This window comes from Longibacter salinarum (genome assembly GCF_002554795.1).
Taxonomy (GTDB): domain Bacteria; phylum Bacteroidota; class Rhodothermia; order Rhodothermales; family Salinibacteraceae; genus Longibacter; species Longibacter salinarum.
The window spans coordinates 202,605-224,217 of sequence record NZ_PDEQ01000001.1 but is presented as its reverse complement, the minus strand read 5'-3'; the positions used below and the strand labels follow the sequence as shown (position 1 = coordinate 224,217).

At 58.2% G+C, this 21,613-nt stretch carries 19 protein-coding genes; 4 read left to right on the top strand and 15 right to left on the bottom strand.

Translation table 11 applies throughout. From position 1 onward, the window contains the following. Positions 1-31: 31 nt before the first annotated feature. From CRI94_RS00895 to CRI94_RS00880, 4 genes are read right to left on the bottom strand one after another with little or no spacing between them, the layout of a single operon-like run. Complete coding sequence (locus CRI94_RS00895; RefSeq protein ID WP_098073780.1) at positions 32-1,261, bottom strand: DUF4350 domain-containing protein; 1,230 nt, start codon at positions 1,259-1,261, stop codon at positions 32-34. Further along, a complete protein-coding gene (locus CRI94_RS00890; RefSeq protein ID WP_143815255.1) occupies positions 1,258-2,112 on the bottom strand; it encodes a DUF4129 domain-containing protein in 855 nt (284 codons plus the stop codon). The genes CRI94_RS00895 and CRI94_RS00890 overlap by 4 nt, the downstream gene beginning before the upstream one ends. 50 nt (positions 2,113-2,162) lie before the next feature. Beyond that, the gene (locus tag CRI94_RS00885; protein ID WP_098073778.1) at positions 2,163-3,239 is read right to left on the bottom strand and encodes a hypothetical protein; all 1,077 of its coding nucleotides are present in this window, start codon (positions 3,237-3,239) and stop codon (positions 2,163-2,165) included. Between the two features lie 45 nt (positions 3,240-3,284). Further along, a complete protein-coding gene (locus CRI94_RS00880) occupies positions 3,285-4,325 on the bottom strand; it encodes a stage II sporulation protein M (RefSeq protein WP_098073777.1) in 1,041 nt (346 codons plus the stop codon). Positions 4,326-4,520: 195 nt separating this feature from the next. On the opposite strand from CRI94_RS00880, the gene CRI94_RS00875 reads away from it, so the two are divergent. Next, positions 4,521-5,240: an RDD family protein gene (locus CRI94_RS00875; RefSeq protein WP_098073776.1), complete on the top strand. Its 720-nt coding sequence runs from the start codon at positions 4,521-4,523 to the stop codon at positions 5,238-5,240. A gap of 142 nt (positions 5,241-5,382) precedes the next feature. On the opposite strand, the gene CRI94_RS00870 is transcribed toward CRI94_RS00875, so the two are convergent. Together CRI94_RS00870 and CRI94_RS00865 are read right to left on the bottom strand one after the other, a co-directional pair. Beyond that, positions 5,383-6,309, bottom strand: coding sequence for a CsgG/HfaB family protein (locus CRI94_RS00870; RefSeq protein ID WP_179862098.1), 927 nt, complete (start codon positions 6,307-6,309; stop codon positions 5,383-5,385). 187 nt (positions 6,310-6,496) lie between these two features. Further along, positions 6,497-8,098, bottom strand: a complete 1,602-nt coding sequence (locus CRI94_RS00865; RefSeq protein WP_098073774.1) for a sodium:solute symporter — start codon at positions 8,096-8,098, stop codon at positions 6,497-6,499. Between the two features lie 565 nt (positions 8,099-8,663). Here CRI94_RS00865 and CRI94_RS00860 point away from each other — a divergent pair. The 3 genes from CRI94_RS00860 to CRI94_RS00850 all read left to right on the top strand — a co-directional run bounded on the left by CRI94_RS00860 (position 8,664) and on the right by CRI94_RS00850 (position 14,190). After that, a complete protein-coding gene (locus tag CRI94_RS00860) occupies positions 8,664-11,378 on the top strand; it encodes a TonB-dependent receptor (RefSeq protein WP_179862097.1) in 2,715 nt (904 codons plus the stop codon). Positions 11,379-11,572: 194 nt separating this feature from the next. Next, positions 11,573-13,174 (top strand): sodium:solute symporter, encoded by a 1,602-nt coding sequence (locus CRI94_RS00855; RefSeq protein ID WP_098073772.1) that lies wholly within the window; start codon positions 11,573-11,575, stop codon positions 13,172-13,174. 71 nt (positions 13,175-13,245) lie between these two features. Beyond that, positions 13,246-14,190, top strand: a complete 945-nt coding sequence (locus CRI94_RS00850; protein WP_098073771.1) for a carbohydrate kinase family protein — start codon at positions 13,246-13,248, stop codon at positions 14,188-14,190. Positions 14,191-14,293: 103 nt separating this feature from the next. On the opposite strand, the gene CRI94_RS00845 is transcribed toward CRI94_RS00850, so the two are convergent. The 9 genes from CRI94_RS00845 to atpD form a co-directional block, all read right to left on the bottom strand. Next, positions 14,294-15,187: a F0F1 ATP synthase subunit gamma gene (locus CRI94_RS00845; protein WP_098073770.1), complete on the bottom strand. Its 894-nt coding sequence runs from the start codon at positions 15,185-15,187 to the stop codon at positions 14,294-14,296. Further along, positions 15,174-16,745, bottom strand: coding sequence for an alternate F1F0 ATPase, F1 subunit alpha (locus CRI94_RS00840; RefSeq protein ID WP_098073769.1), 1,572 nt, complete (start codon positions 16,743-16,745; stop codon positions 15,174-15,176). Before CRI94_RS00840 ends, CRI94_RS00845 begins: the two co-directional genes overlap by 14 nt. Before the next feature lie 25 nt (positions 16,746-16,770). Then, complete coding sequence (locus tag CRI94_RS00835; protein WP_098073768.1) at positions 16,771-17,592, bottom strand: F0F1 ATP synthase subunit delta; 822 nt, start codon at positions 17,590-17,592, stop codon at positions 16,771-16,773. A 72-nt stretch (positions 17,593-17,664) separates the two neighbouring features. Continuing rightward, the gene (locus CRI94_RS00830; RefSeq protein WP_098073767.1) at positions 17,665-17,943 is read right to left on the bottom strand and encodes a F0F1 ATP synthase subunit C; all 279 of its coding nucleotides are present in this window, start codon (positions 17,941-17,943) and stop codon (positions 17,665-17,667) included. A gap of 17 nt (positions 17,944-17,960) precedes the next feature. Beyond that, positions 17,961-18,677, bottom strand: a complete 717-nt coding sequence (locus CRI94_RS00825) for a F0F1 ATP synthase subunit A (protein ID WP_098073766.1) — start codon at positions 18,675-18,677, stop codon at positions 17,961-17,963. A gap of 53 nt (positions 18,678-18,730) precedes the next feature. After that, complete coding sequence (locus CRI94_RS00820) at positions 18,731-19,033, bottom strand: ATP synthase subunit I (protein ID WP_098073765.1); 303 nt, start codon at positions 19,031-19,033, stop codon at positions 18,731-18,733. Between the two features lie 123 nt (positions 19,034-19,156). Next, a complete protein-coding gene (locus CRI94_RS00815; RefSeq protein ID WP_098073764.1) occupies positions 19,157-19,456 on the bottom strand; it encodes an AtpZ/AtpI family protein in 300 nt (99 codons plus the stop codon). Between the two features lie 208 nt (positions 19,457-19,664). Next, a complete protein-coding gene (locus CRI94_RS00810; protein ID WP_098073763.1) occupies positions 19,665-20,045 on the bottom strand; it encodes a F0F1 ATP synthase subunit epsilon in 381 nt (126 codons plus the stop codon). Positions 20,046-20,055: 10 nt separating this feature from the next. Then, the gene (gene atpD, locus CRI94_RS00805; RefSeq protein WP_098073762.1) at positions 20,056-21,528 is read right to left on the bottom strand and encodes a F0F1 ATP synthase subunit beta; all 1,473 of its coding nucleotides are present in this window, start codon (positions 21,526-21,528) and stop codon (positions 20,056-20,058) included. Positions 21,529-21,613: the final 85 nt, after the last annotated feature.

Sequence of the window (21,613 nt, the reverse complement as noted above, 5' to 3'; positions counted from 1 at the left end):
TGTCGGTGGGCTGACGGAAGCGGAAGTATGCCTACCGGTCGGATTCCCGGTAAAAACGGTTGATCGCGTTCACAAGCGACTTGAGTGCACCATCTTCCAGCGTGTCCGCCCGCTGGGCGTCACGAATCTTCTGGAGGAGCGATGTGGCATCGTCGCGCGGCACGCCGGACCGCCGGGAGATGGACTCGGCGAGCGACGTGTTTTCGTCTGGCGAAATGCCTAAATGATTCCGAAGATACGAGCGAAAATAGCTGATCTTACGCCGGGCGAGGTCTGCATTCTGACCCTCACGATAATACAGGTCTCCAACCGTTCGGACGAACTCGAGCGTTTCGTTCTCCAGGGGCTCGATCGTTGGAATTGGGCGTTGCTTTCGTCGGACACTCACGGTCAGCAGGATGACGATCCCGAAGAGACCGATGTAGACAGCCGTTCGAAGGCTCGGGTCGCTCATCACGAATCGAAGCGGTGTCTTCGCATCCGAGACCAGCGGTTTGTGGCGCGTATCCCAGAACACTGTCGATACCTCCTTCGGAATGTACGACAGCGCCGTATACGCAGCCGGTGCACTGACGGAGTCGACCAGTCCCACGTTGGTAAAGACGCGAGGCGTGGTGGACAGAATGAGAGCGCCCTCTCCCACGCGTGTTCGAATCATGACGGCCTCTTGGGATGTCTCCGGAGAATCGTCGTTCGCCTTGGATGCAAGAACCGTGGTCCGCGCGGAGTCCACACTCGTGAAGTATCCCTCTGTTGTATGCAGTCGAACGCGACGCGGCTGCACGCTATCCGGCAATTCCTCGAACGTCAGCTGATCATAGGCTGCTGTGTCAGCGCGAAGGCCCTTCGTCTGAAGCCAGACCGATGCCGACGTGTTCAGGTTGAGGGTATCGGCGAAGGCCCCCGCGTATGTATGTGCGGCGATCCAGACGGTGTTGCCTCGCCGTGCGTAGTCGATGAGCTGGTCCGTCTCCGCCTCGTCCGGGGAAAAGTCCCGCGTGATGAACACGTAGGCGGTTTCTTGTAGCGTCGTATCTTGACGGAGCTTAAGATACGGTGAGACGTCCACCTGCTCGATCTCGGAATCGGGAACGACCGCATCTAGCGTTTCGAACAGGATCCGGCTTCCGTACGGACGGACATCGTCTGCCTCGAAGTTTTCCGTCCAGTCGACCGGCTTTGGCACCCAGACGCGCACCGCGACGAGGAGAACAAGAGCCAGACCGGCAAACCAGGATAGTCGTTTTTCCAGTCGTGTCATGCCGCGTCCCCTCCCGTCCGCGACGAATCTGTCCCCGAAGACGAATGCATGTCTGCGTGTGAGTTCGATTCAGGGGCGTTCTCGCGTGCGTGCTCCGTGACCGTGTCGAACGGACGCCGCAGCGCCCGGAAATCCGCTTCTTCGACATGCACGTCGCCGTACCATACGACGTCGAAGATGTGCGTCGCCTCCCGAAAGGCACCGCCGATCATCGTTCGACGTAGACGTCGCTCATAGTGTGCATTGGTTCGCTCCGGAGCCCACTGAATCCAGTCGTTTTGATCCAGGATCTGCAGGGCACGCAGGTAGAGAAGGCGCAGTGCACTCCGGTAGTCTTGATCATCGAGGGCGTGTTCGATGAGGGTATCGAAGTCGGCCTCCTGGACGCGTTCCTCGAGTTCGTCGCGTTGGTAGTTTGATGTCGGTCTCCGCCGACGGGACGCACTTGGCTCCATTCGAATCAGGGCCAGGATTCCGTATGCGACGAGAAGAAAGATGGCCGCATAAATGACATATTCCGTTAACTGAACGCCCCATTCGGTACCGAACAGAGCATCCAGAAAACGACTGAGAGCACGTCTCAAGAATCCCCCCTCCCCGTCCGGCGACTCCCGCACGTAGTCGTACGTGTCATCCGACCGATACGCGTCAAGACGCTCGTCCGGTGGGATCCGAACCTCAAGCCCGGATGTGCCCACCTGGGTTGTGTCCACGCCTGACGTCAGAGATTGCGTTTGAGCGTCCGCGGCAGGCGTCACGACGGCATGCATCGTCAGGCACATCCCCGCAACGATGACAACGCGAACGGCGCGACGCCAAAATGGATGATCTGAGAAAGACAAACGGGGCACGCTGGCAATGGGTATCGAAAGAGAGCAATCCGACGCGATGATCGAACAGATTACTCATCGCGAACGGGTGGCTTCCAACGATCGTCGTCAGACTCGTCAGACGGTTTTTGATCCGGCGGGTGTGATCCTCCCCAGCGCGCGTCGTCGTCCGCCTCGGCCCATTCAGATTCGTCCTCCTGCGAAAACGTCGACCCATTGCTCTCCTGCGGAGCCCTAGCCTCGCCCGCTCCATCCAGCTGGTCGGCCATCTCCTCCACCCGTCGGCGAAGACCGACATTCTCTTTCTGCTCGACGAGATTGAAATACTGGAGGGTCATGGCAATGTACATGATGATCGATAGACCAATCGTCAGCAGAATGGCTGATGCGTAGAAGACAGCCAGGACGACTCCGACCATCCCACCATCGCCGGGATTATTCCACGCGAGGAACGTTCCCAAAAACGAGATCACCGCAGAGGGAATCGCCGCTGCAAAACCCAGAAGTTGCGCCATTAGATTCGCAGCGAAGAAAACACCGAACGACTCCCAGAAGTGGTCCTTCATTAGCTCACGGGCGCGCTGAAACGCCGACCAACCCGTTTCTTGCTCAAAGACGCGGATCGGGTACGCAAGCGTGAAGGCTGTTTGTGCATAGAACGCCCAGGCCATATACGCGATCGGTCCCAGACAGGGGATGATTGCGAGCGGGTACGGAAGAACGACCGCCAGAAAGAAGAGGAACCCAACGAAGAAGAGGCCGGCTGCGTGCTTTTTCATCTCTACCCAGACGTCATCGAGCACAAACGCACCAGGCCCACGCTCGTCATAGAGCTTTACCACACTCATTGTGGCAACCATCAGCATGAAGGCTCCGATCGAGGTGGCGATGATAACGACTGAAAACCCGCCGATGAGCGCGCCGAATCCACCGGAGGCGAAGGGATTATCCGATTCCAGGAACGCCCTGAAGTCGACAGTCGACGTAAGCGTCAGCCCAACGCTCAGCACAACCGCAGCTAACGGTCCGACGATGAGCAAGATCGTCTTCCCGAGAATACGAATATTGGCGCGAATGAACTGAAACGTCGCGTTGATGACGTCGGACAGCGTTCGCTCTTTGCGAAGCTCGATTTGATATGACGACATAAAACGGAAGAAAGGGGCGGGGAATGCGGATTTCAGACGTGAGGATCATCGACGATTGACCGGAGACACCGACGCGCCAACAGGAGCCAGGTCTGCCAGGGACGGATCGTTGTCGCTTCGGGTTAACCGCGCCTCCTCGGTCCGGTTGAGATAATAAAATGGTAGGACGACGAAGTAGCCGACAACCACAGCAGCCGAGATCCCGATGATAAGAAGGCTTACGACCGTCGGCATGCCGGTAAGACGGGTGACGAACCCTTCAAGAAACGCAGCAAGAACAAAGATCGGGATCAGCCCGACGAGAATCATCGCTCCGGTTCTCGCACTCTCGACGAACGATTCTCGGCGCGTTTTCGTCCCGGGAAACAGGAAGCCATTTCCAAGCACGAAACCAGCCGCGCCTGCGACGACGATGGCGGACAATTCGAGCATCCCGTGGATGTAGATCACGAGCAGACTCTCGATGAGCAGGTCGTGCTTCACGAACAGGTAGTGGAATGCACCGATCATTACCCCATTCTGAAGCAAAATGAACCCTGTCCCGACGGAAAAAAAGAGTCCCGCTGCAAATGCGTAAATTGAGACGCGGATGTTGTTGAGCGCAATGCCCAAAAACATGTCCACCTGGTGCATTTTCTTGTACACGGCCATCGGGTCGCCCGACTCGATATTGGCAAGCGTCATGTTGACATACTGATCACCGAGAATCAGACGAACAAAACCTGGATCGTACGCGGAAGACAGTATGCCGATGGCCATTGCACCGACGAAGACGAGAAGTGCGACGATAAGCTCCGTTTTCGCTCCAGCGACCGCAGCCGGGACATCCTCGAACCAGAATCGGCGATAGCGTCCACGCTCCACTGGTTTCGTTTTGTAGATGCGCTGATGGACCTCCGTCGACAGCTCGTTCAGGTATGCGCTCGTTTTACTGCCGGGATAGTACGTCTGGGCGTACGCCAGATCGTCCGTCAGGCGGATGTATAGATCGGCCAGTTGATCTGGATCTGGATGCGCTTCCTCGAGAACCCGCTCAAATTCCTTCCACGTATCCGCATTACGGCGTACGAAAGCAACTTCTCGCATCTACAGCTGTCTCTACATTCGATAGGGAAACCATCCTGATCCGAGCATGAGTGCCGCTTGCTTCGGATATGCACGTGTAATGTACACGAAACAAATCAGGATTCCCAGCCCGATCGTCAAGTTCACTGAAATGGAGCTTTTACCTGCTCGATTCGTATCCCTCTCTCCCATTATTTCTGTCGACATTTTCCACTCATGCAGAACGTTGACGTCCAAACCGCTCAGAATGTCTCATTGAGCGTCGAACTCGCGGGAGTCGGCACGCGACTGTTCGCCTCAATTATCGATTACGCGACGCTTATCGCCTACTTTCTGGGGGCAACCTTGCTCGTGGACGCAGTCGGTGCCTCTTCGATGGGTATGACCGTTCTCATCTACCTACCGATCTTCGTGTACTTCCTCGGGGCAGAGGTAATGTTCGACGGGCAGTCGATCGGGAAGCACGTCATGGACATTCGCGTCCGAAACCTTGATGGGACAGCGCCTTCGTTCGGCGCATACGCCATCCGGTGGCTTCTGCGCCCGGTAGACATCATGTTCTCCTCCGGCTTCCTCGGACTCATCTCGATCCTTGTAACTCAACACGCGCAGCGGCTCGGGGACCTCGCGGCGGGAACGACTGTCGTGCGACAGCAGAAACATACCAAGCTCCGCGACCTGTCGTACCTGGAGACCACCGATGACCATGACGTGACCTTCGAGCAGGTAGACGCTCTCGATGATCACGATATCCAGATTGCTCGTGACGTCCTCAACACACTCGTCAGACAGGGCCGAACCTCACACACGCAGACGCTCGGGTCCCGTACGCAGGAGATCCTCGCGAAAAAGATGCGCGTCGCTCCCTCGGGCTCTCCGATCGACTTTCTCCGGACCGTGATTGAGGATTACAATCACATCCACGCGCGCGCCTGACCGGTTTCTCGACCATCCCAACCAAATGAGATCGTGTGTTGCGGATGTACCGACGCAAGCGCACCGCATCGTGTAACTAGAAAGGGCAGCCCGGCGATCGTGCGGGGCTGCCCTTCGTCATGCATCGAACCAATCGTCCGTGCTACTCCTGCTTTCGCACGATGTCTCCGCGCTCGAATCCCGAGCCCGAGACGATGGTGCAGCGGGAGGCTTTTCCGTTTCCGACCGAGTTGTCCTCAACGCGGATGGTTCCCAGCGACTCTTCGACGGCGCCAAGTTCAATGCCCGTGTCCGGATCGACAAGCTTCTGGCCGGCCCGTTTGACGAGGAACGTCTGGCCGACCTCAACGCCGCTCGCGGATCCGGCGTTGATGAAGACCTTTCCTCCCTGGGCCGTAACGACCGTAGCACCCCACTTCACGTTGCCGGAGTTACCATCGATCAAGGAGACGATCTCGTCGATCGCTTCGCGCGTGGCCTCACCAACCAGCGACTCGTCAAACTCGCTCTGTGAGCCGAAATCGACCTTTTTCGTGTCAACCTTGAGGCCGCGCTTACTCTCTTCTTTGCGCACGTCCTCCGCTGCAATGATCTCGCCGGTCGTGGCGTCAACCATTCGCACATCCGAGGCGACAACGGCCGTTGTACTGCTAATCCCGACACCGAAGCGGCGCGTCCGTCCGCCGGTTGAGCGCTCCTTGTATCCAAACTCGGTGATCGATCCGAAAATAACAATCTCCGCGCCGAGCATCTTGCCGACCTGTGCGGCCGACTCCGACGTGACGATCCCCTGCTGACCGAGATTCTGCTCGTCCAGGACCTGGTTGATTTCCGTGCGCTCAAGCACTGTATAGCGGCCGGATTTAACGAGCTCGGTGATCAGCATATCCGACATGCCATCACCAGCTGTTTTGGTTCCGCCCCAGCTGTAGCCTTCATCGGTTTTATCCTCGAACGAGAGGACGGCCACCCGCTTCTTCAGCTGCTGCGCTTCGGATGGAACGGCCAGCAGGGCGGCGCCCAGAAGGAGTAAACACGTTGCAAGAGAAATGCGATAGTGGGAAAGCATGAGTCGTTCTAAACGGTAGGGAATTGCAAAACGTAGGGGGCAGCGATTCGAACGTTCGTGACGTGACCGACCCGCTGTGAGCACGCGCATACGAGCAACGCGCCTCTATTCTACGTAAGCGCAACACTGACATGCAACCGGACAAGGCAACGCGACCGACTACGCTTTTTGGATCGCCCCCCGGAGCCTACCAGAAGTAAAAGATGGTTAGCATCATCAAACCAGAAAGACAAAACGACTGGTAGCGTATGTCTTCGTACCACGGACGATCCAGACGAAGCAAGTCTTTCGTGAAGATCTCCTGTGTGAACGTGTACTCAGCGATGGAATCTGGGTCCGGTGCCGGTGTCATCAGACTTCCGACCACCAGTACTCCACTACCCAAAATAAACATGACGATCGCCATGTAGGTGTAGTGAAGTTCAGGGAATCCCCAGGCTCCCCAAAGCCCCATTACCTCTTTCGTTACGAACGCAGATACGCCGACGACCAGTCCCACAAGGATGGCAGCGAAGGCTCCGGATCCGTTCGCCCGTTTCCAGAAAAGACCAATGAGGTATACGGCGACGATGGGAGGCGTAACGTACGCCAGCACGCTCTGGAAGTACTCGAAGAGATTCTCGAAGGAGGCGATCGAGGGGGCGTAGATGGCGCCCACGACCATCGCGAACGCGGTAAAACCGCGACCGAAGCGGACGAGGGCGTCGTCGTCTATATTCGGGCGCGCCTCTTTAACGAAGTCGATGCTGACGAGCGTGGCAGCGGCGTTCAGGGCCGAGTCAAGGCTCGACATAATAGCAGCGATGAGTGCCGTTAGAATGAGACCGCGGAACCCGACCGGCAGAAGTTCAGCTGCGAGCGTCGGGAAGGCCATATCGGGGTTGTCCAGGCCTGGAAACAAGATGATGGCGAAGACGCCAGGCAAGATCATGATGAACAGGTTCGGGATCTTGAGCAATCCGGCAAACAAAGCTCCCTTCCGTCCCTGGTCAAGATCTCGTGCACCGAGCGTCCGCTGAACCACGAATTGATTGAGCGTCCAGTAGTAAAAACCGAGCAAGACCACGCCGAGGATGCCAGGCCACGGTAAAAAGTCATCGCCCATGGGCATGATCAGGCTCGTATTCTCCGCAGAGAGGCGCGCCATCATTTCGTCCCACCCCCCAACGGCATCCAAGCCAAAGAAGAAGATGGCCGACGCTCCAATGACTAGCAAAATGGCCTGCACCGTATCTGTAACGACGACCGCCTCCAGCCCACCAAGAATCGTGTAGACCCCAGCAACGACGGCCAGGACAGCCACGGCCGACCAGAGAGTAAAACCCGGGATCACGTTCGCGATTACCAGGCCGCCCGCGTACAGCGCCCCCGCCGTGTCGATGAACATGATGGCGAGGACGGTAAAGAGCGAGTACGCTACGCGTGACCGTTTGTCGTATCGACTGGTCAGGAATTGCGGGATCGTGTAGATCCCAGCCCGCAAGAACGCCGGCAGCATGAACAGAGCGAAGAAGATGAGGACGATAGCAGCCGTCCACTCATAGTTGAAAACGACAACGCCGTTGCTATAGGACGCCCCCATCAAGCCCACAAAACTTGACCCCGACATGTTAGAGGCAAAGAGCGAGAACCCGATGAGATACCACGGAAGATTTCGCCCCGCGAGAAAATAGTCATCTGCACTCTCGTGGCCGCGGCTCACGTAGAGGCCGTGAGCAATCACGCCGGCGAAATAGACCACGATGATCGCGTAGTCGATCAGTTCAAGACTGAACGTACCGTCTTGCATGGAAAAGCTGAATCCGATAGAAGAATAGAACGAGGGTCACGCATGACCGACAGTCCCGACACGACGACCCACTCGATGCGATCGAATCTACGTGAGGCGATGTAATTGCAGGAAGACATAAATCCGTACAAACCCGCAGCCTCATCGCACGATCTGGATTACACCTCGGATCGTCATTATACTTCGGTTCCGCACAACCTACTGCCCGGAACTCTCCGGGACCGGTGAGCCACTTCGCACATATTACTGTGGAATAACCGTTTACGTTATCTTCCCATATTATGTGCCTGCACCGATTGATAAAGGTGGGGACGACCGGGTATAATTCTGACATCAACACATGCTGCTAACTAAACCCGCATGTTACAACAAAGCTCTTCTGGGTCGGAAGCATTTCACCAAGTGGTAGCGCTTCCATGAGAGAAAGTGCCAATCGGCTACGTGCTTTCATTCTTATACGCTACAACCTGGAATCGCTTCCACACTTTTTTACTTCATCCATTTCGTCCACACATCTCGCACAACTATGAAATGTCATCGATACACGACGAGTCGAGCATGTCAGATGCTCACTGCCGAGGCTTGGCACGGCGCGATGGCCACATTCATCGCTTTCCTTGCAGTCGTTTTCATCCTTCCCGCCACAGCGTTTGCCCAGGACACCGGGACCATTGAGGGTACGGTGATGGACGGAGAAGGCGCTCCGCTTCCGGGTGCTCAGGTCTCCATCGTCGGTACACAGCGCGGAAGCGTCACGGACGGCTCCGGGGCGTTCACCATTTCGAGGGTCCCGGCTGGCGAGTACACCCTCCGAGCTCAATTTGTAGGCTACACGAAGGAAGAAAAAGAGATCGAGGTCCGCGCGGAAGAAACGACCTCGGTAGAATTTGTTCTCGAGTCTGATCTTCTCCAGATGGGCGAGGCCGTCGTCACGGCATCGTTTAACCCGAAGGAAAAGATCGAGTCCAGCGTCGCGGTCACCACGCTCTCTGCCGAAGACATCGAAGCCAACGCTCCGCAAAGTACGGCGGATCTGCTCAAAGCCATACCTGGCTTTTACGTAGAAAGCTCCGGCGGGGAGGGTGGCAACAACCTGTTCGCACGAGGCATCCCGGCCGATGGCTCTTTCCGGTACGTCTCGATGCAACATAACGGTATGCCGGTCTTCGATTCGCCCGAACTGGCCTTCACGAATGTCGACCTCCTCTTCCGCGTCGATGAAACTGTGCAACGCATGGAAGGCGTCCGCGGTGGCACGGCCTCGGTCTTTGCATCGAACGCTCCGGGCGGCATCGTCAACTTCGTCAGCAAGACGGGCGGCAACGAGCTGGGCGGCCTCGTGAAGGTCACCGGCGCGACGCGTGGTAAGATCCGCACGGACCTGAACGTCGGCGGGCCGATGGGGGACGACTGGCGCTTCAACGTCGGTGGCTTCTACCGCTACGACGAGGGCGTGCGCGATCCCGGCTTCCCCGGAAACAAGGGCGGCCAGATCAATGCCAACGTTACGCGCCTCCTCGACAACGGATACTTCCGCGTACACGGTCGATACCTGAACGACCAGAACATCTTCTACCTCCCGATTCCACTTCAGAATCCGGATGATCCGGAAGGGATCGCAGGCTTCGATCCTAATTACGGAACGATGACAACCCGCGACGCGGGCTTGATCCGCGTTCCCAGCCCAGACGGACAGGGTCGCGTTTCTCGCGATCTGACACAGGGCATGAACCCGGTCCTCGGATCGCTCCAGGCCGAACTCTTCTTTGAGTTGGATAACGGAGTTACGATCGAGAACAAATCGATGGCGATGCAGGCGGACGTGACGTTTAATGCCGCGTTCTCGCTGAGTAATCCATTCGATGCAGTCACCTACGCCGAGGACCTGGCAACGGACGTCGGTGCGACGGATTACAGCTACTCTTATGCATACGATAGTGCAACCTTCAACCCTGCAAACGCCAATGGCAATGGCCTCGTCGCAGAGGTTGGCTGGTGGCACGTCGAGAAGCCTCTATCCAATTTTGCGAATGACTTCCGTATCAACTACGCAGCGGGTGATCATGCACTCAGTGGAGGCCTCTATCTCAGCACGTATCGAGCCGAAGAACTCTGGCACTGGAACGACATGCTGCTGGAGGTGCGTGACCGGCCCCGAATGCTGAACCTCGCGCTCGAGGATGCAGGTGGCAATACCGTCGCGGAGGCCACAGAGAACGGCTTCCGTCGATACGGTACGCTCTACCGACGTCATCAGGGACAGGGTACGGCCATCGCTGCCTTCGCAGGCGATGAATGGCAACTCACCGAGAACTTCCGCCTCGACATCAGCGGACGTGTCGAACGAGGTACGTTCAGTGGTAACGTGGAGGGAGCAACAAACGTGGATCTCGATGGCGACAACTCCACGCTCTACGACAACAATTTCGCGACGGGCACCGATGCAGTAGACAACTACAGCTATCAGTTCGACGAGTGGTCTGCATCCGTGGGTGCGAACTACACGTTTAGCGAACGCTTCGCTGTCTTCGCCCGTGGCTCCCGTGGCTTCCGGATGCCTGACTTCGACGAATGGGCCGACGGCACCGTCGACGAAAAAGGCGACGCGGAAGAAGTTTACCAGGCTGAGGCCGGCGTAAAATACAACTCGCCTCGCCTCGCCGTCTTCACCGCTGGGTTTTACAGCTCGCTCACGAACATCCCGTTCGCTGACGAGGTCGTACTTGGAAATGATCTCGTCCCGCTGGTTCGCTTCGCCGACTCACGGACGATCGGTATCGAGACCGAGGTCATTTACCAGCAGGGAGGTTTCCGCACCAATCTGACGGCAACCATTCAGAACCCGGAGTACACGGGTCTTGAGTTTGACGATCCTAGCATTCTCGATCGCGTTCAGCAGGAGCCGGGTGTGAATGCCGAAGACTTTGACTTCGAAGGCAACCGGGTGCGACGCATCCCGCAGTATATCGTCAACCTCCGTCCGTCGTACACCTTTGCGGACCGGTACCAGATTTTTGCCGCTGGCAAATACTACGGCGAACGGTTCGTGGATGACGCCAACAACGTCACGCTGCCAGATTACTACGTGATTGATGCAGGCGCCTCGGCCACCTTTGGCAACGTGAAAGTCCGCGCCGTCGGCACGAACCTGACGAACACGATCGGTCTCACTGAAGGCAACCCACGTGCCGGCCAGGTCGCTGCTGTCGAGCAGGATATCTACATGGCGCGTCCGATCCTTGGACGACGCGTGGAGCTGTCGATGACGTACACCTTCTAACATCATCCTCTGATGGTGCCCGTTTTCACGCGGGTGCCCAACGGAAATGCACCGGCTTGGCCACCTGTGGGTCGGGCCGGTGTTTTCCGTATGTGGTTCATTTACGTATATTGTACGAGCCTGTAGGACGCCCAGCGGAGTGCCTGGACGTAATCTGAACCTGCTTTTTCGCCCTCTCGACTTGCCCTCACCTCATGCCTCAATTTGAACTTCAGTTCATCGACCTCGTGATGGTGGCCCTGTATATCCTGGTCATCGTTGGCATCGGATTCTATTTCTCACGCGAACAAAAATCGACGGACGATTATTTCCTGGCCGGCCGGTCACTAACCTGGGGCCTGATCGGATTCTCGCTCTATGCGTCAAACATGTCGACGAGCAGCCTGGTCGGGATGGCGGGAGAGGCGTACTCGACCGGGATCGCGGTCTTCAACTACGAATGGATGGCCGTCGTGGTGCTCATCATCTTCGCTCTCTTCTTCCTCCCCTTCTATCTGCGGTCTCAAATATTTACGATGCCGGAGTTTCTGGAACGCCGGTTCGACGAGAGGTCGCGCTACTACTTTTCGGTCGTTACGGTTACGGGGAACATCCTGATCGACACCGCGGGGGCACTGTACGCAGGAGCGCTGGTGATCCAGTTGATCTATCCAGAATTCCCGATGTGGCAGTCGGTCGTGATTCTTGCGGTCCTTTCTGGCCTCTACACCATCGCAGGCGGTCTCAAGGCCGTGGTCTATACCGACGCGATTCAGGCCGTTTTGCTTCTAATGGCCTCCGTCGCGGTGTCGTGGATCGCCTGGGAGCAAGTCGGCTCATGGAGCGCCGTGCAGGAAGCCACCCCACCGGAGATGCTAAGCCTCATTCGGCCTGCGACGGACGATGTCCTCCCCTGGCCCGGTTTGATCACCGGCGTCTTTCTTCTCGGCTTCTATTTTTGGGGCACCAACCAGTTTATGGTGCAACGGACCCTGGGCGCGAAAAACCTGGATCACGGGCGATGGGGGGCCCTCTTCGCTGGACTGCTCAAGGTACCGGTGATCTTCATCATGGTGCTCCCGGGCACCTTTGCCCGTGTTATCTACTCTCCGGAGACGTACGAAGCGCTCGCCGCGCGTCCCGACATGGTCTTCCCAACCCTCCTGTTCGACCTTCTTCCCATAGGCGTGCGTGGACTTATCCTGGCCGCGCTTGTGGCTGCAATTATGTCGAGCGTGGACTCGACGCTGAACTCGGCGTCTACACTCGTAACGATGGACTTCGTCAAGAAGTTGAAGCCCAATGCCAGCAATCGGATGCTCGTCGTTACGGGCCGGATCACCACGTTTGTCTTCATGTTGCTCGCGGCTGCCTGGGCGCCACTCATTCTGAATTTCCCTTCGCTGTGGCAGTACCTCCAGAACGTACTCGCCTACCTGAGTCCACCGGTCGTCGCCTGTTTTGTGATGGGTCTTTTCTGGTCTCGTGCCAACCGGCACAGCGCGTTTGCGGGTCTCATCGTCGGGCACGCGGCCGCGATCAGCATGGCGGTCATGCAGTACGGTCTCGGGCTCTTCTCCATCCAGTTCCTCTACATTCCTGCCATTCTCCTGGCCATCAGCGTCACTACAATCATTGTCGTGAGCCTCATGGGGGAGGAACCGGATCCGGATCAAGTCGCAGAGTATACTTGGACGCCCGCCACGTTCCGTGAGCAGGTCGCCCACGTCAATCGCCTTCCCTGGTACCAGAATTTCTTTATCCAATCGGCCGTTCTTCTGGGCCTTATCGCAATCGTCTTGGCGATGTTCTGGTAGTCCCTCTTCGCTGGGGTGATTGATCCTCCGCAAACATTCCTTTTCCAGCCCTCTCTTCCCCACGCTCTCAGATGGAACCGAACCTTCCGACCTTCGACGTTATCGCGATTGGCGAACTCCTCGTCGACCTGATTGGTGCAGATCCTGAAGGTACGCTTGAGAAAACTTCGACCTTTGAACGTCAGCAGGGCGGCAGTCCTGCCAACCTGGTGCGCACAGCCGCGCTCGCCGGTTGTCGTACCGCGATTATAGCCAGCGTCGGAAACGATGGACTCGGCGACTTTCTGAAGCGCGAGCTGGACGAAGCCGGCGTAGATACGGACTTTGTCCGTACGACCAAGCATGCACCAACGTCCTGTGTGCTACTTTCACGCAGTGCGGGAACCTCGGAGTTCATCGCCTACCGGCACGCCGATATGCACCTCGACATCTCACAGGTCGACGCCGAGGTGCTCCGTGACGCGCGGATCGTTCACACGACTGCGTTCGCGCTTAGTCGCGAGCCAGCACGGAGCACGATTCTGTCCCTGTTTCGTATCGCCAAAGATGGTGGAGCCAAACGGTCCATCGATGTAAACTATGCGCCCAGAATCTGGCCGGACCGTGACGAAGCCATTTCTATTCTGAAGGACGTGGTGGGCAATGCGTCGTACGTCAAAGTAAGCGATGATGACCTTCGTCGCCTTTTTGGGCCAACGGATCAGGGCGTTCGAGGAGTACATCGCCTTCATGATTGGGGCGCTGAGTCCGTCTGCCTGACGCGGGGACCCGACGGCTGCCGGGTCTCCTGGAACGACGGTGCGTCCCACGCCGAGTTGCCCGCTACACCGGTACCAGACATCGCCGACGCGACGGGAGCCGGCGACGCGTTCTGGGGAGGCTTTCTCTCGGCTCAGATCCGAAATTGCACACCGGCGGAAGGAGCCCGCATCGGGATGGAAGTGGCAGCGCAGAAACTTAAATCTATTGGTCCGCTCACGAGCCTCGGTCCGATCGACGGCCTCAACAACGGATGAAGGTCGGGGCGTGACTCACTCACCTTTCGTGTCGTGCTCGCACTGCATGAAGCACCTCACCATTCGTGGTCTCTGTCCTATGCGAGTCGCACACCAACATTTATCAACGATCTCCAGGGGTTTGCAGCGCTTCGAATCCGCCCATAATGTCGAGCACCTCCGCCGTAACGGCTGTCTGTCGTTGACGGTGAAAGCGCGCATTCAGCGACTGCAGGCGCTCGTCCACGTTGGTTTCGGCACGTTGCATCGCCGCAAGTCGGCTGCTATGCTCACTGGCCAGCGACTCCGCAAACGATCGGTGTAGTGAGACGAACAGATATTCGCGGACCAGTGCGGAAAACAACGACTCCCACTCGGTTCGGAAGTTCGGCAGCATCTTCGTCGGCCACGCCTGCTCGCGCAATCCCCGAAGCCATGCGACATCAATCGGAAGTAGCTGTCGCACGTTGGCGTCGTACATCGAACCAGACGCAGGGTCATTGTAGAACAGCAGCAAGCGGTCGATTCCGTCCTCCCTTCTCCACGCTTCAACACGGAGCAGCAGCTCTTCAACACGCCGGGTGATCCCCTCGACTGATTCCGGCGTCGCCCCGTGCGCATCCGGCACAACTCCGTGTCGCTCCAACGGACCTGAAACGTAATCGCCCAGCGCGAGGAGCGTCACCTGCTGTTGGTGGAGATCGTCCATCTCTCGGGCCACACGCTCAGCAAGCTGTTCGTTGAACCGGCCGCACATTCCCCATGTGGACCCGATCACGATTATGGCCACGGGCTGGGGTCGCGACGATGAGCTTTCACGAAGAACTGGGAGCCGATGACGCCTCCGCACGGCCGCACGCAAGCCGAGTTGCACAGTCTCGTCGTACGCCTCAAGCGCCTCGACCGCCCGCTCGCACTGCCGGATGCTGGTGAGCGACAGCACCTTCATCGTGCGAACGACCGACCGCAGGCGCCGGGTGCTGTTAATCTGCCGACGTAGCGATTCAAGCGTCTCCATCTCCAGCCTCGTGGTTCATTGTGATTGACTGAACTGCCGCTCGAGCGACACGCAGAAGCGCTGCGCGTGCCGCGTCGTCCAGCGACTGCCCTTCCTCGATCTGCGCACAGATCTCCGGGACGTCATCACGGACGGCCAATCGAATACGGCTCTCGGCTTCTGGAATCTGAGCGATGTCGAGACCATCCAGCAGTCCGTTTGTGGTTGCGAAAAGGACAGCCACCTGCTCGGCCACGGGCATTGGATCATATTGCGATTGCTTCAGGACTTCGCGCACGCGGCGGCCATGCTGAAGCGTCCGTTGCGTGTCCTCGTCGAGTCGCGTTCCAAAGCGTGCGAAGTCCTCCAACTCCTCGAATTGCGCGTAGGAGAGCCGCAAGTCACCCGCCATCTGACGGTACGCAGGCATCTGTGCTTTCCCACCTACGCGGGACACCGATCGGCCAACATCGACGGCCGGTAGAATGCCTTTCTGAAAAAGGGTAGGTGACAAATAGATCTGACCATCGGTGATGGAAATCAGATTGGTCGGGATGTACGCGGAAAGATTTTGAGCCTCGGTTTCAACGACTGGCAACGCCGTTAACGACCCGCCGCCGTGGTCATCGTCGAGGTGCGTGGCACGCTCAAGAAGTCGTGAGTGGATGTAAAAAATGTCGCCGGGATAAGCTTCACGCCCGGGTGGGCGTCGCAGCAAAAGTGATAGCTCACGGTAGGCGCGAGCATGACGCGTGAGGTCGTCGTAGACGATTAGCACATCGCGCCCAGCCTCCATGTAAAACTCAGCGATCGTCGTGGCCGCGTACGGCGCCACGAACTGCAACCCCGGCGGCTCGTCCCCTCCAGCGACCACCACCGTCGTATACGCCATCGCGTCGTGCTCCTGCAAGTCTGAGATCACTGAAGCCACCGCGGCGTTGCGCTGCCCGATGGCGCAGTACACACAGTAGACATCGGTCTCCCGCTGGTTGAGAATGGTGTCCAGCGCGACCGCCGTCTTGCCGGTCTGACGGTCGCCGAGAATAAGTTCGCGCTGGCCGCGCCCGATGGGAATCAGCGCATCCACGACCTTCAGACCGGTCTGCATCGGGGTATCGACGGGGGCGCGATCCATGATGGCGGGAGCCTCGCGTTCGACGGGGCGGTGCATATCGGCCCGAATCGCTCCGCGGCGGTCGATCGGGCGTCCAATTGCATCGACGACGCGCCCGAGGAGCGAATCCCCTACCGGCACGTCCAGGATGCGGCCGGTCCGGTGGACCTTCGAGCCCGCGTCCAGGTCCTCGCGTTCGTCCAATAACACAACACCTACTTCGGCCGCATCGAGATTCAGTGCCATCCCCAGCCTGCCGTTCTCGAAACGCACAAGTTCTTCCGCCTGCACCGTTGGAAGGCCCGACACCCGTGCGATGCCCTCTCCGACATACGTGACCCGTCCCATCTCGCGCATTTCAAGGGTCGGTTCCGCTACCTCGCGCGTTTGCGCGACAACGTCGAACGCCAACTCGGCTAGCGACACCAATCCCAGGTCACCGTATATCACCGGTTCATCATCCATCGCGATCTAGCACCGTTCGTCTGATTTATCTATGGCGGACCCATGCCATGGAACTGGCATCTGAAACACCCGCGGTCAGTCGTTGATCGAGATCCGCCTCAAGCTGACGGAGCACATCCTCAAGTAGCTGCTCGACGTATTGATCGATCGTCCACCCGATCGTCCGATTCGCAACCTGAACCTCGACGCCAAGACCGATCCCGCTGTCTGTCGCCGTCGACAACAGCAGATCGTGACCTGCTCGCTCCTGAAGCACCGCCAACAGACGGGCACGCTGTGCATCGGAGAGCTCAAAGGCACTACGGATGGTCACCTCCGCATCGGCCTCCTCAAAAGCATCGACTAGCTTTTTCGCCAGCGCATCCTCCGGGTTCTGTAAATGACGGAGAAAGACCGTCATCACCTGTTCCTCCAGATCCGCGTCCGCCAGATCGTTCAGAACGCGTCGGGTAAGCTCGATCGTTTCCGTCACCGCACGCTCGGAGACGGTGTGCAAAAACGCCGCGCGATCACGCTCGATTGCCTCCCTCCACTGCGCTTCCAGATACTCAATATCCTCACGGGCACGAGCGAGAAGTTGATGGCGGTGAGCCTCTGCATCCTCCTCCACCTCTTGCATCCGTTCCTCCCGGTGCGCCTCGAAAGCTAACTGAAGTGATCGGTAGTGCTCCCCCTCCTGTTGCGCTTCTTCCTTCTTCGTTTCAGCCTCGGCGATGCGCGACCGGATGGAGGCTTCCCGGCGATCCATAGCGTCCAGGATCGGGCCGTAAAGGAACCGCTTCAATAGTCCGATCAGAATCAGAAAATTGACGATCTGCGCTCCAAATGTGAACCAGTCGATCTGCACGATATCTATTTGCGTCTGTTGGTCAGCCCATTGGTTCGAGCGGCGATCGCGAATACGGCTCAGCCCTCATGCTCACGGAGCGGCGTTCTGGATGACGAAATCCCAGAACGGATTCGCGAATACGATGATGAGCGAGATTACGAAGCAGTAAATCGCTGTAGACTCCACCATCGCGAGCCCGACGAATAACGTGCGCGTGATCGTGTCGGCCTCATCCGGCTGCTGCGCCATGGCGTTGAGCGCCTCGGACAAGGCGCGGCCTTCACCTAGCGCCGGCCCGATGGAGCCGATGGCAATGGTGAGTCCGGCGACAATGATCGAAACCGTTCCAACAAGGCTAATGCTGTCCATGGACTGCGGCGTCAAAATTAAACGGTTGAAGTTGGTTCTGCGTCCTCAGTTGCGCTTTCTACGGTATCCTGGTGAGCCCGCGCACCGGACGCGATGTAGACGAGCGCAAGTACGGCGAACACGTACGCCTGGATGACGCCGATCAATAGACCAAACGCCTGCATGGCGACGGGAAACAAAAGCGGAGCGAGACTGAGAAGAATCGCGACGATCAGATTTCCGCTCATCATGTTGCCGAAAAGCCGAATGCCGAGAGCCACCGTCCGCGAGATCTCTCCGATGATCGTAAATGGCAGCATGAGCGGCGTGGGCCGAATGTAGCGTTTGAGATAGGCTTTGAGACCAAGATTTATGATGCCGTAGACGGGCACCGCTACGAACACGCACATTGCAAGTGCAATCGGTGTCGTCACCGACGCAGTGGGCGCGACAAATCCGGGCACGACGCCGAGAATGTTGCAGGTAACGATGAAAATGAAGAGCGTGCCGATGAACGGAAGATACCGCTTCGGGTGGCGAAGGCCGGTCGTCTCGATCTGCGCCAGAATCTGCCCGACGAGCACCTCCATCCCGTTCTGCCACCGCGGTATTTCGGAGCCCATCGTGAGGTTGCGCGTGATGAGCCACGCCCCGGCACCGAGCAGAAACACGACGATCCATGAATAGACGAGCGTCGCGTTGATGGTGACGAATCGCCATTCCCAGTAAACGATTTGATCCGGACTGAACTCCATCGAGTCAACGACTTACGTGAAGGACACCTGCCATACACCGAATTTCCGGCGTATCACCCCGACGGACGAGCGGCGCGTGGCACGGGACCCCATCGGCGAACGAGCACGAGACGAACCATCATGAAGCCAAGAAGGCACGTGCCAACGATCTCCAGCCGCGATCCGAATGCGTAGGTGATGCCGACAAAGCCGGACAGAACGACGACAGCCCGCACCAGAAAGCTTCCGGCCAGAAGGTACGCCGGATGAGAGACGTCATGTATGCGTTCAACCGTATACCAGAGTCCGCCAAAGTAAAAGGTCCCCAGTGCGACGCCGCCAATGAGGGCAGAAAGAAGCAGCAATCCGTACGTCATGTCGTTTATCACGTAGCCTCATGTCGTGAAATGATTGGGGGCATGCCTGAACCGTGGTCGATTGCCGTCTCATTTTCGAAAATTGCGATTCGCTCGCGTACTGCGACTTTTTATTCTGCGCCATTATCGGTTATGTCGGCTTTCCTCACGCACCCAGTACCAGGCCGTCATGCCGCCGAGCATGATCCCAAAAGCAAGCATCATGAGCGTCCAGGAAAACCGTGTCTCGTAGCGGGCATCAATCCAGACGCCGAGAGCCAGGCACAGAAGCGTCGGGATGGCGACGGACCACCCGACGAGCCCGAACATGCCCATCCCGAACACAATGCCCGGCCGCTTCCGTTCGCGGGCGTCGGCCTTGCGTTGCTCCTTTGCGTGGATCGTCCGCGCAAACTCCTCCTCCGCGTCGGGTTTCTCTTTCATAACCTGTTTGGCGGATGAAACGTGAAAAAATTAGTGCAGCCGTTTATGCCTGGTCATACGCCTGGTGGTGATCCGTTCGCAATGACGCAGTAGACATTGTGGGCGGGATCAACCAGGCCCTGTGTTGCGAGCGTCACGAGGACCGACCACCGGGAGATCCGTACCGTTGGATCGCCGAAGGCTGTCCGCAAAACAGGTTCTCATCACGTCACGTGTCTATAAAACTCCGAATCACCTCTGACTCCAGTTTCGCGAGGGCCGTCCGCATGTTCTGCTCCCGGGCGTCAATCTGCTGAAATCGGTCGCGCACGGTCTGCTCCAGTTCGCCGAGCTCTGGTCCTATAACTGCATTACGCACCGACACGCGCACCTGCTGACCACATTTGACCAGAAGACCTTCATCCACGGCGACAAACACCTCATCTTCCCCATTTGGCGGCACGAAAGCCAGGATGCCGGGAACGAGCACCTCCACGAAGTCGACGTGTCTCGGCAACAGTCCGAAGGCCCCGCTCTGCCCCTCCGCTACGATTTTCCGAACCGGACGTCGGAGCAGAACCTTCTCCGGGAGAAGAACGAGCAGCGTCATCCCTTGGACTTCATTCATCGGATTGTCCCCCCGCCGCGGCGTCGCGATGTCGTTGTTCGGCTTCCTCGATACGACCGATCATGTACAACTCCCGCTCTGGATAGTCGGCGAAATCATCGTTGAGGATGCGTTCGCATCCTTCCAGACTTGCCTCCAGCGAAACGGAGCGTCCCTTGCGGTTGGTAAACGGCTCAGTGACGACAAACGGCTGTGTGAGGAACCGCTCTATCCGCCGGGCACGGTGCACCGTTCGCTGATCGTCGCGCGAGAGTTCTTCCATACCGAGCATTGCGATGATATCTTTCAGGTCCTCGTACTGCGCGAGCGTCTCGCGGACGGCACGAGCCACCCGGTAATGCCGCTCGCCGGCGATGCGCGGACTCAGCATATTCGAACTCGACTCCAGCGGATCGATCGCGGGATACAGCCCCTGACTCGCCCGGTCGCGCGAGAGCACGATGGACGCGGACAGGTGCGTGAACGTGTGCGTGACCGCCGGGTCGGTAAAATCATCCGCCGGCACGTACACCGCCTGAACCGAGGTGATTGACCCAGTCCGCGTGTTTGCAATGCGCTCTTCGAGGCCGGAGAGCTCCGTGCCCAGCGTCGGTTGGTAACCCAGGCGCGAGGGAAATCGTCCCATGAGCCCGGAGACTTCCGTCCCTGCCTGTACGAAGCGAAAGATGTTGTCGATCAGCAGGAGGACATCCTGTCGAGCGTCGTCCCGGAAATACTCAGCCATCGTGAGAGCCGCATGTCCGACGCGGAAGCGTGCGCCCGGAGGTTCGTTCATTTGCCCGAAGATAAGAACCGTGTCGCCCAACACGCCGGCCTGCTTCGTTTCGCGATACAATTCTTCAGCCTCGCGACAACGCTCACCGATCCCACAGAACAGGCTTACTCCCTCGTAGACCGCGACCATGTTGCGGATCATCTCCATGAGGAGCACGGTCTTTCCTACCCCCGCGCCGCCGAAAAGGCCGGCTTTCCCCCCTCGCTCGATAGGAGCCAGCAGATCGATCGCTTTGATTCCCGTATGCAGGATTTCGCGGCGTGCAGCCTGCTCGGAAATCGGGACCGGCGGACCGTGAATCGACCGCAGCGTGGGAGCGTCCAGGGGCGGCTTCTTATCAATCGTCTCGCCCATCACGTTGAACACGCGACCGAGCGTTGCCCGTCCCACCGGCACCTGCAAGGGCTTCCCCGTGTCCGTGACCGTATCGCCCCGCGCCAGCCCCTGCGTCCGCACGAGTGCGAGCGTCCGAACCGTCACTGCATTCACGTGCTCTACGACCTCCAGGACCACTGGCCCTGCTAGCAATCGGCTGTGAACGTCTGGGAGATTCCCGGAGAATCGAACGTCCACGACGCTTCCGCGCACGGAAACGACTGCTCCATCGGGCAGCTTCCCGGGATCGCTGCCCTCATTTTCAGATCTGCTGTCCGACGGCCGGTGTCGTGAGGTGAATGTCTGCGCGTCCATTCGTTCCCACGCTTCGTGAGGCAAACGATAGGTGATGAATTACAGTCATTAAACTCACCGTATCGCCTCACGCGACGTAGGGGGA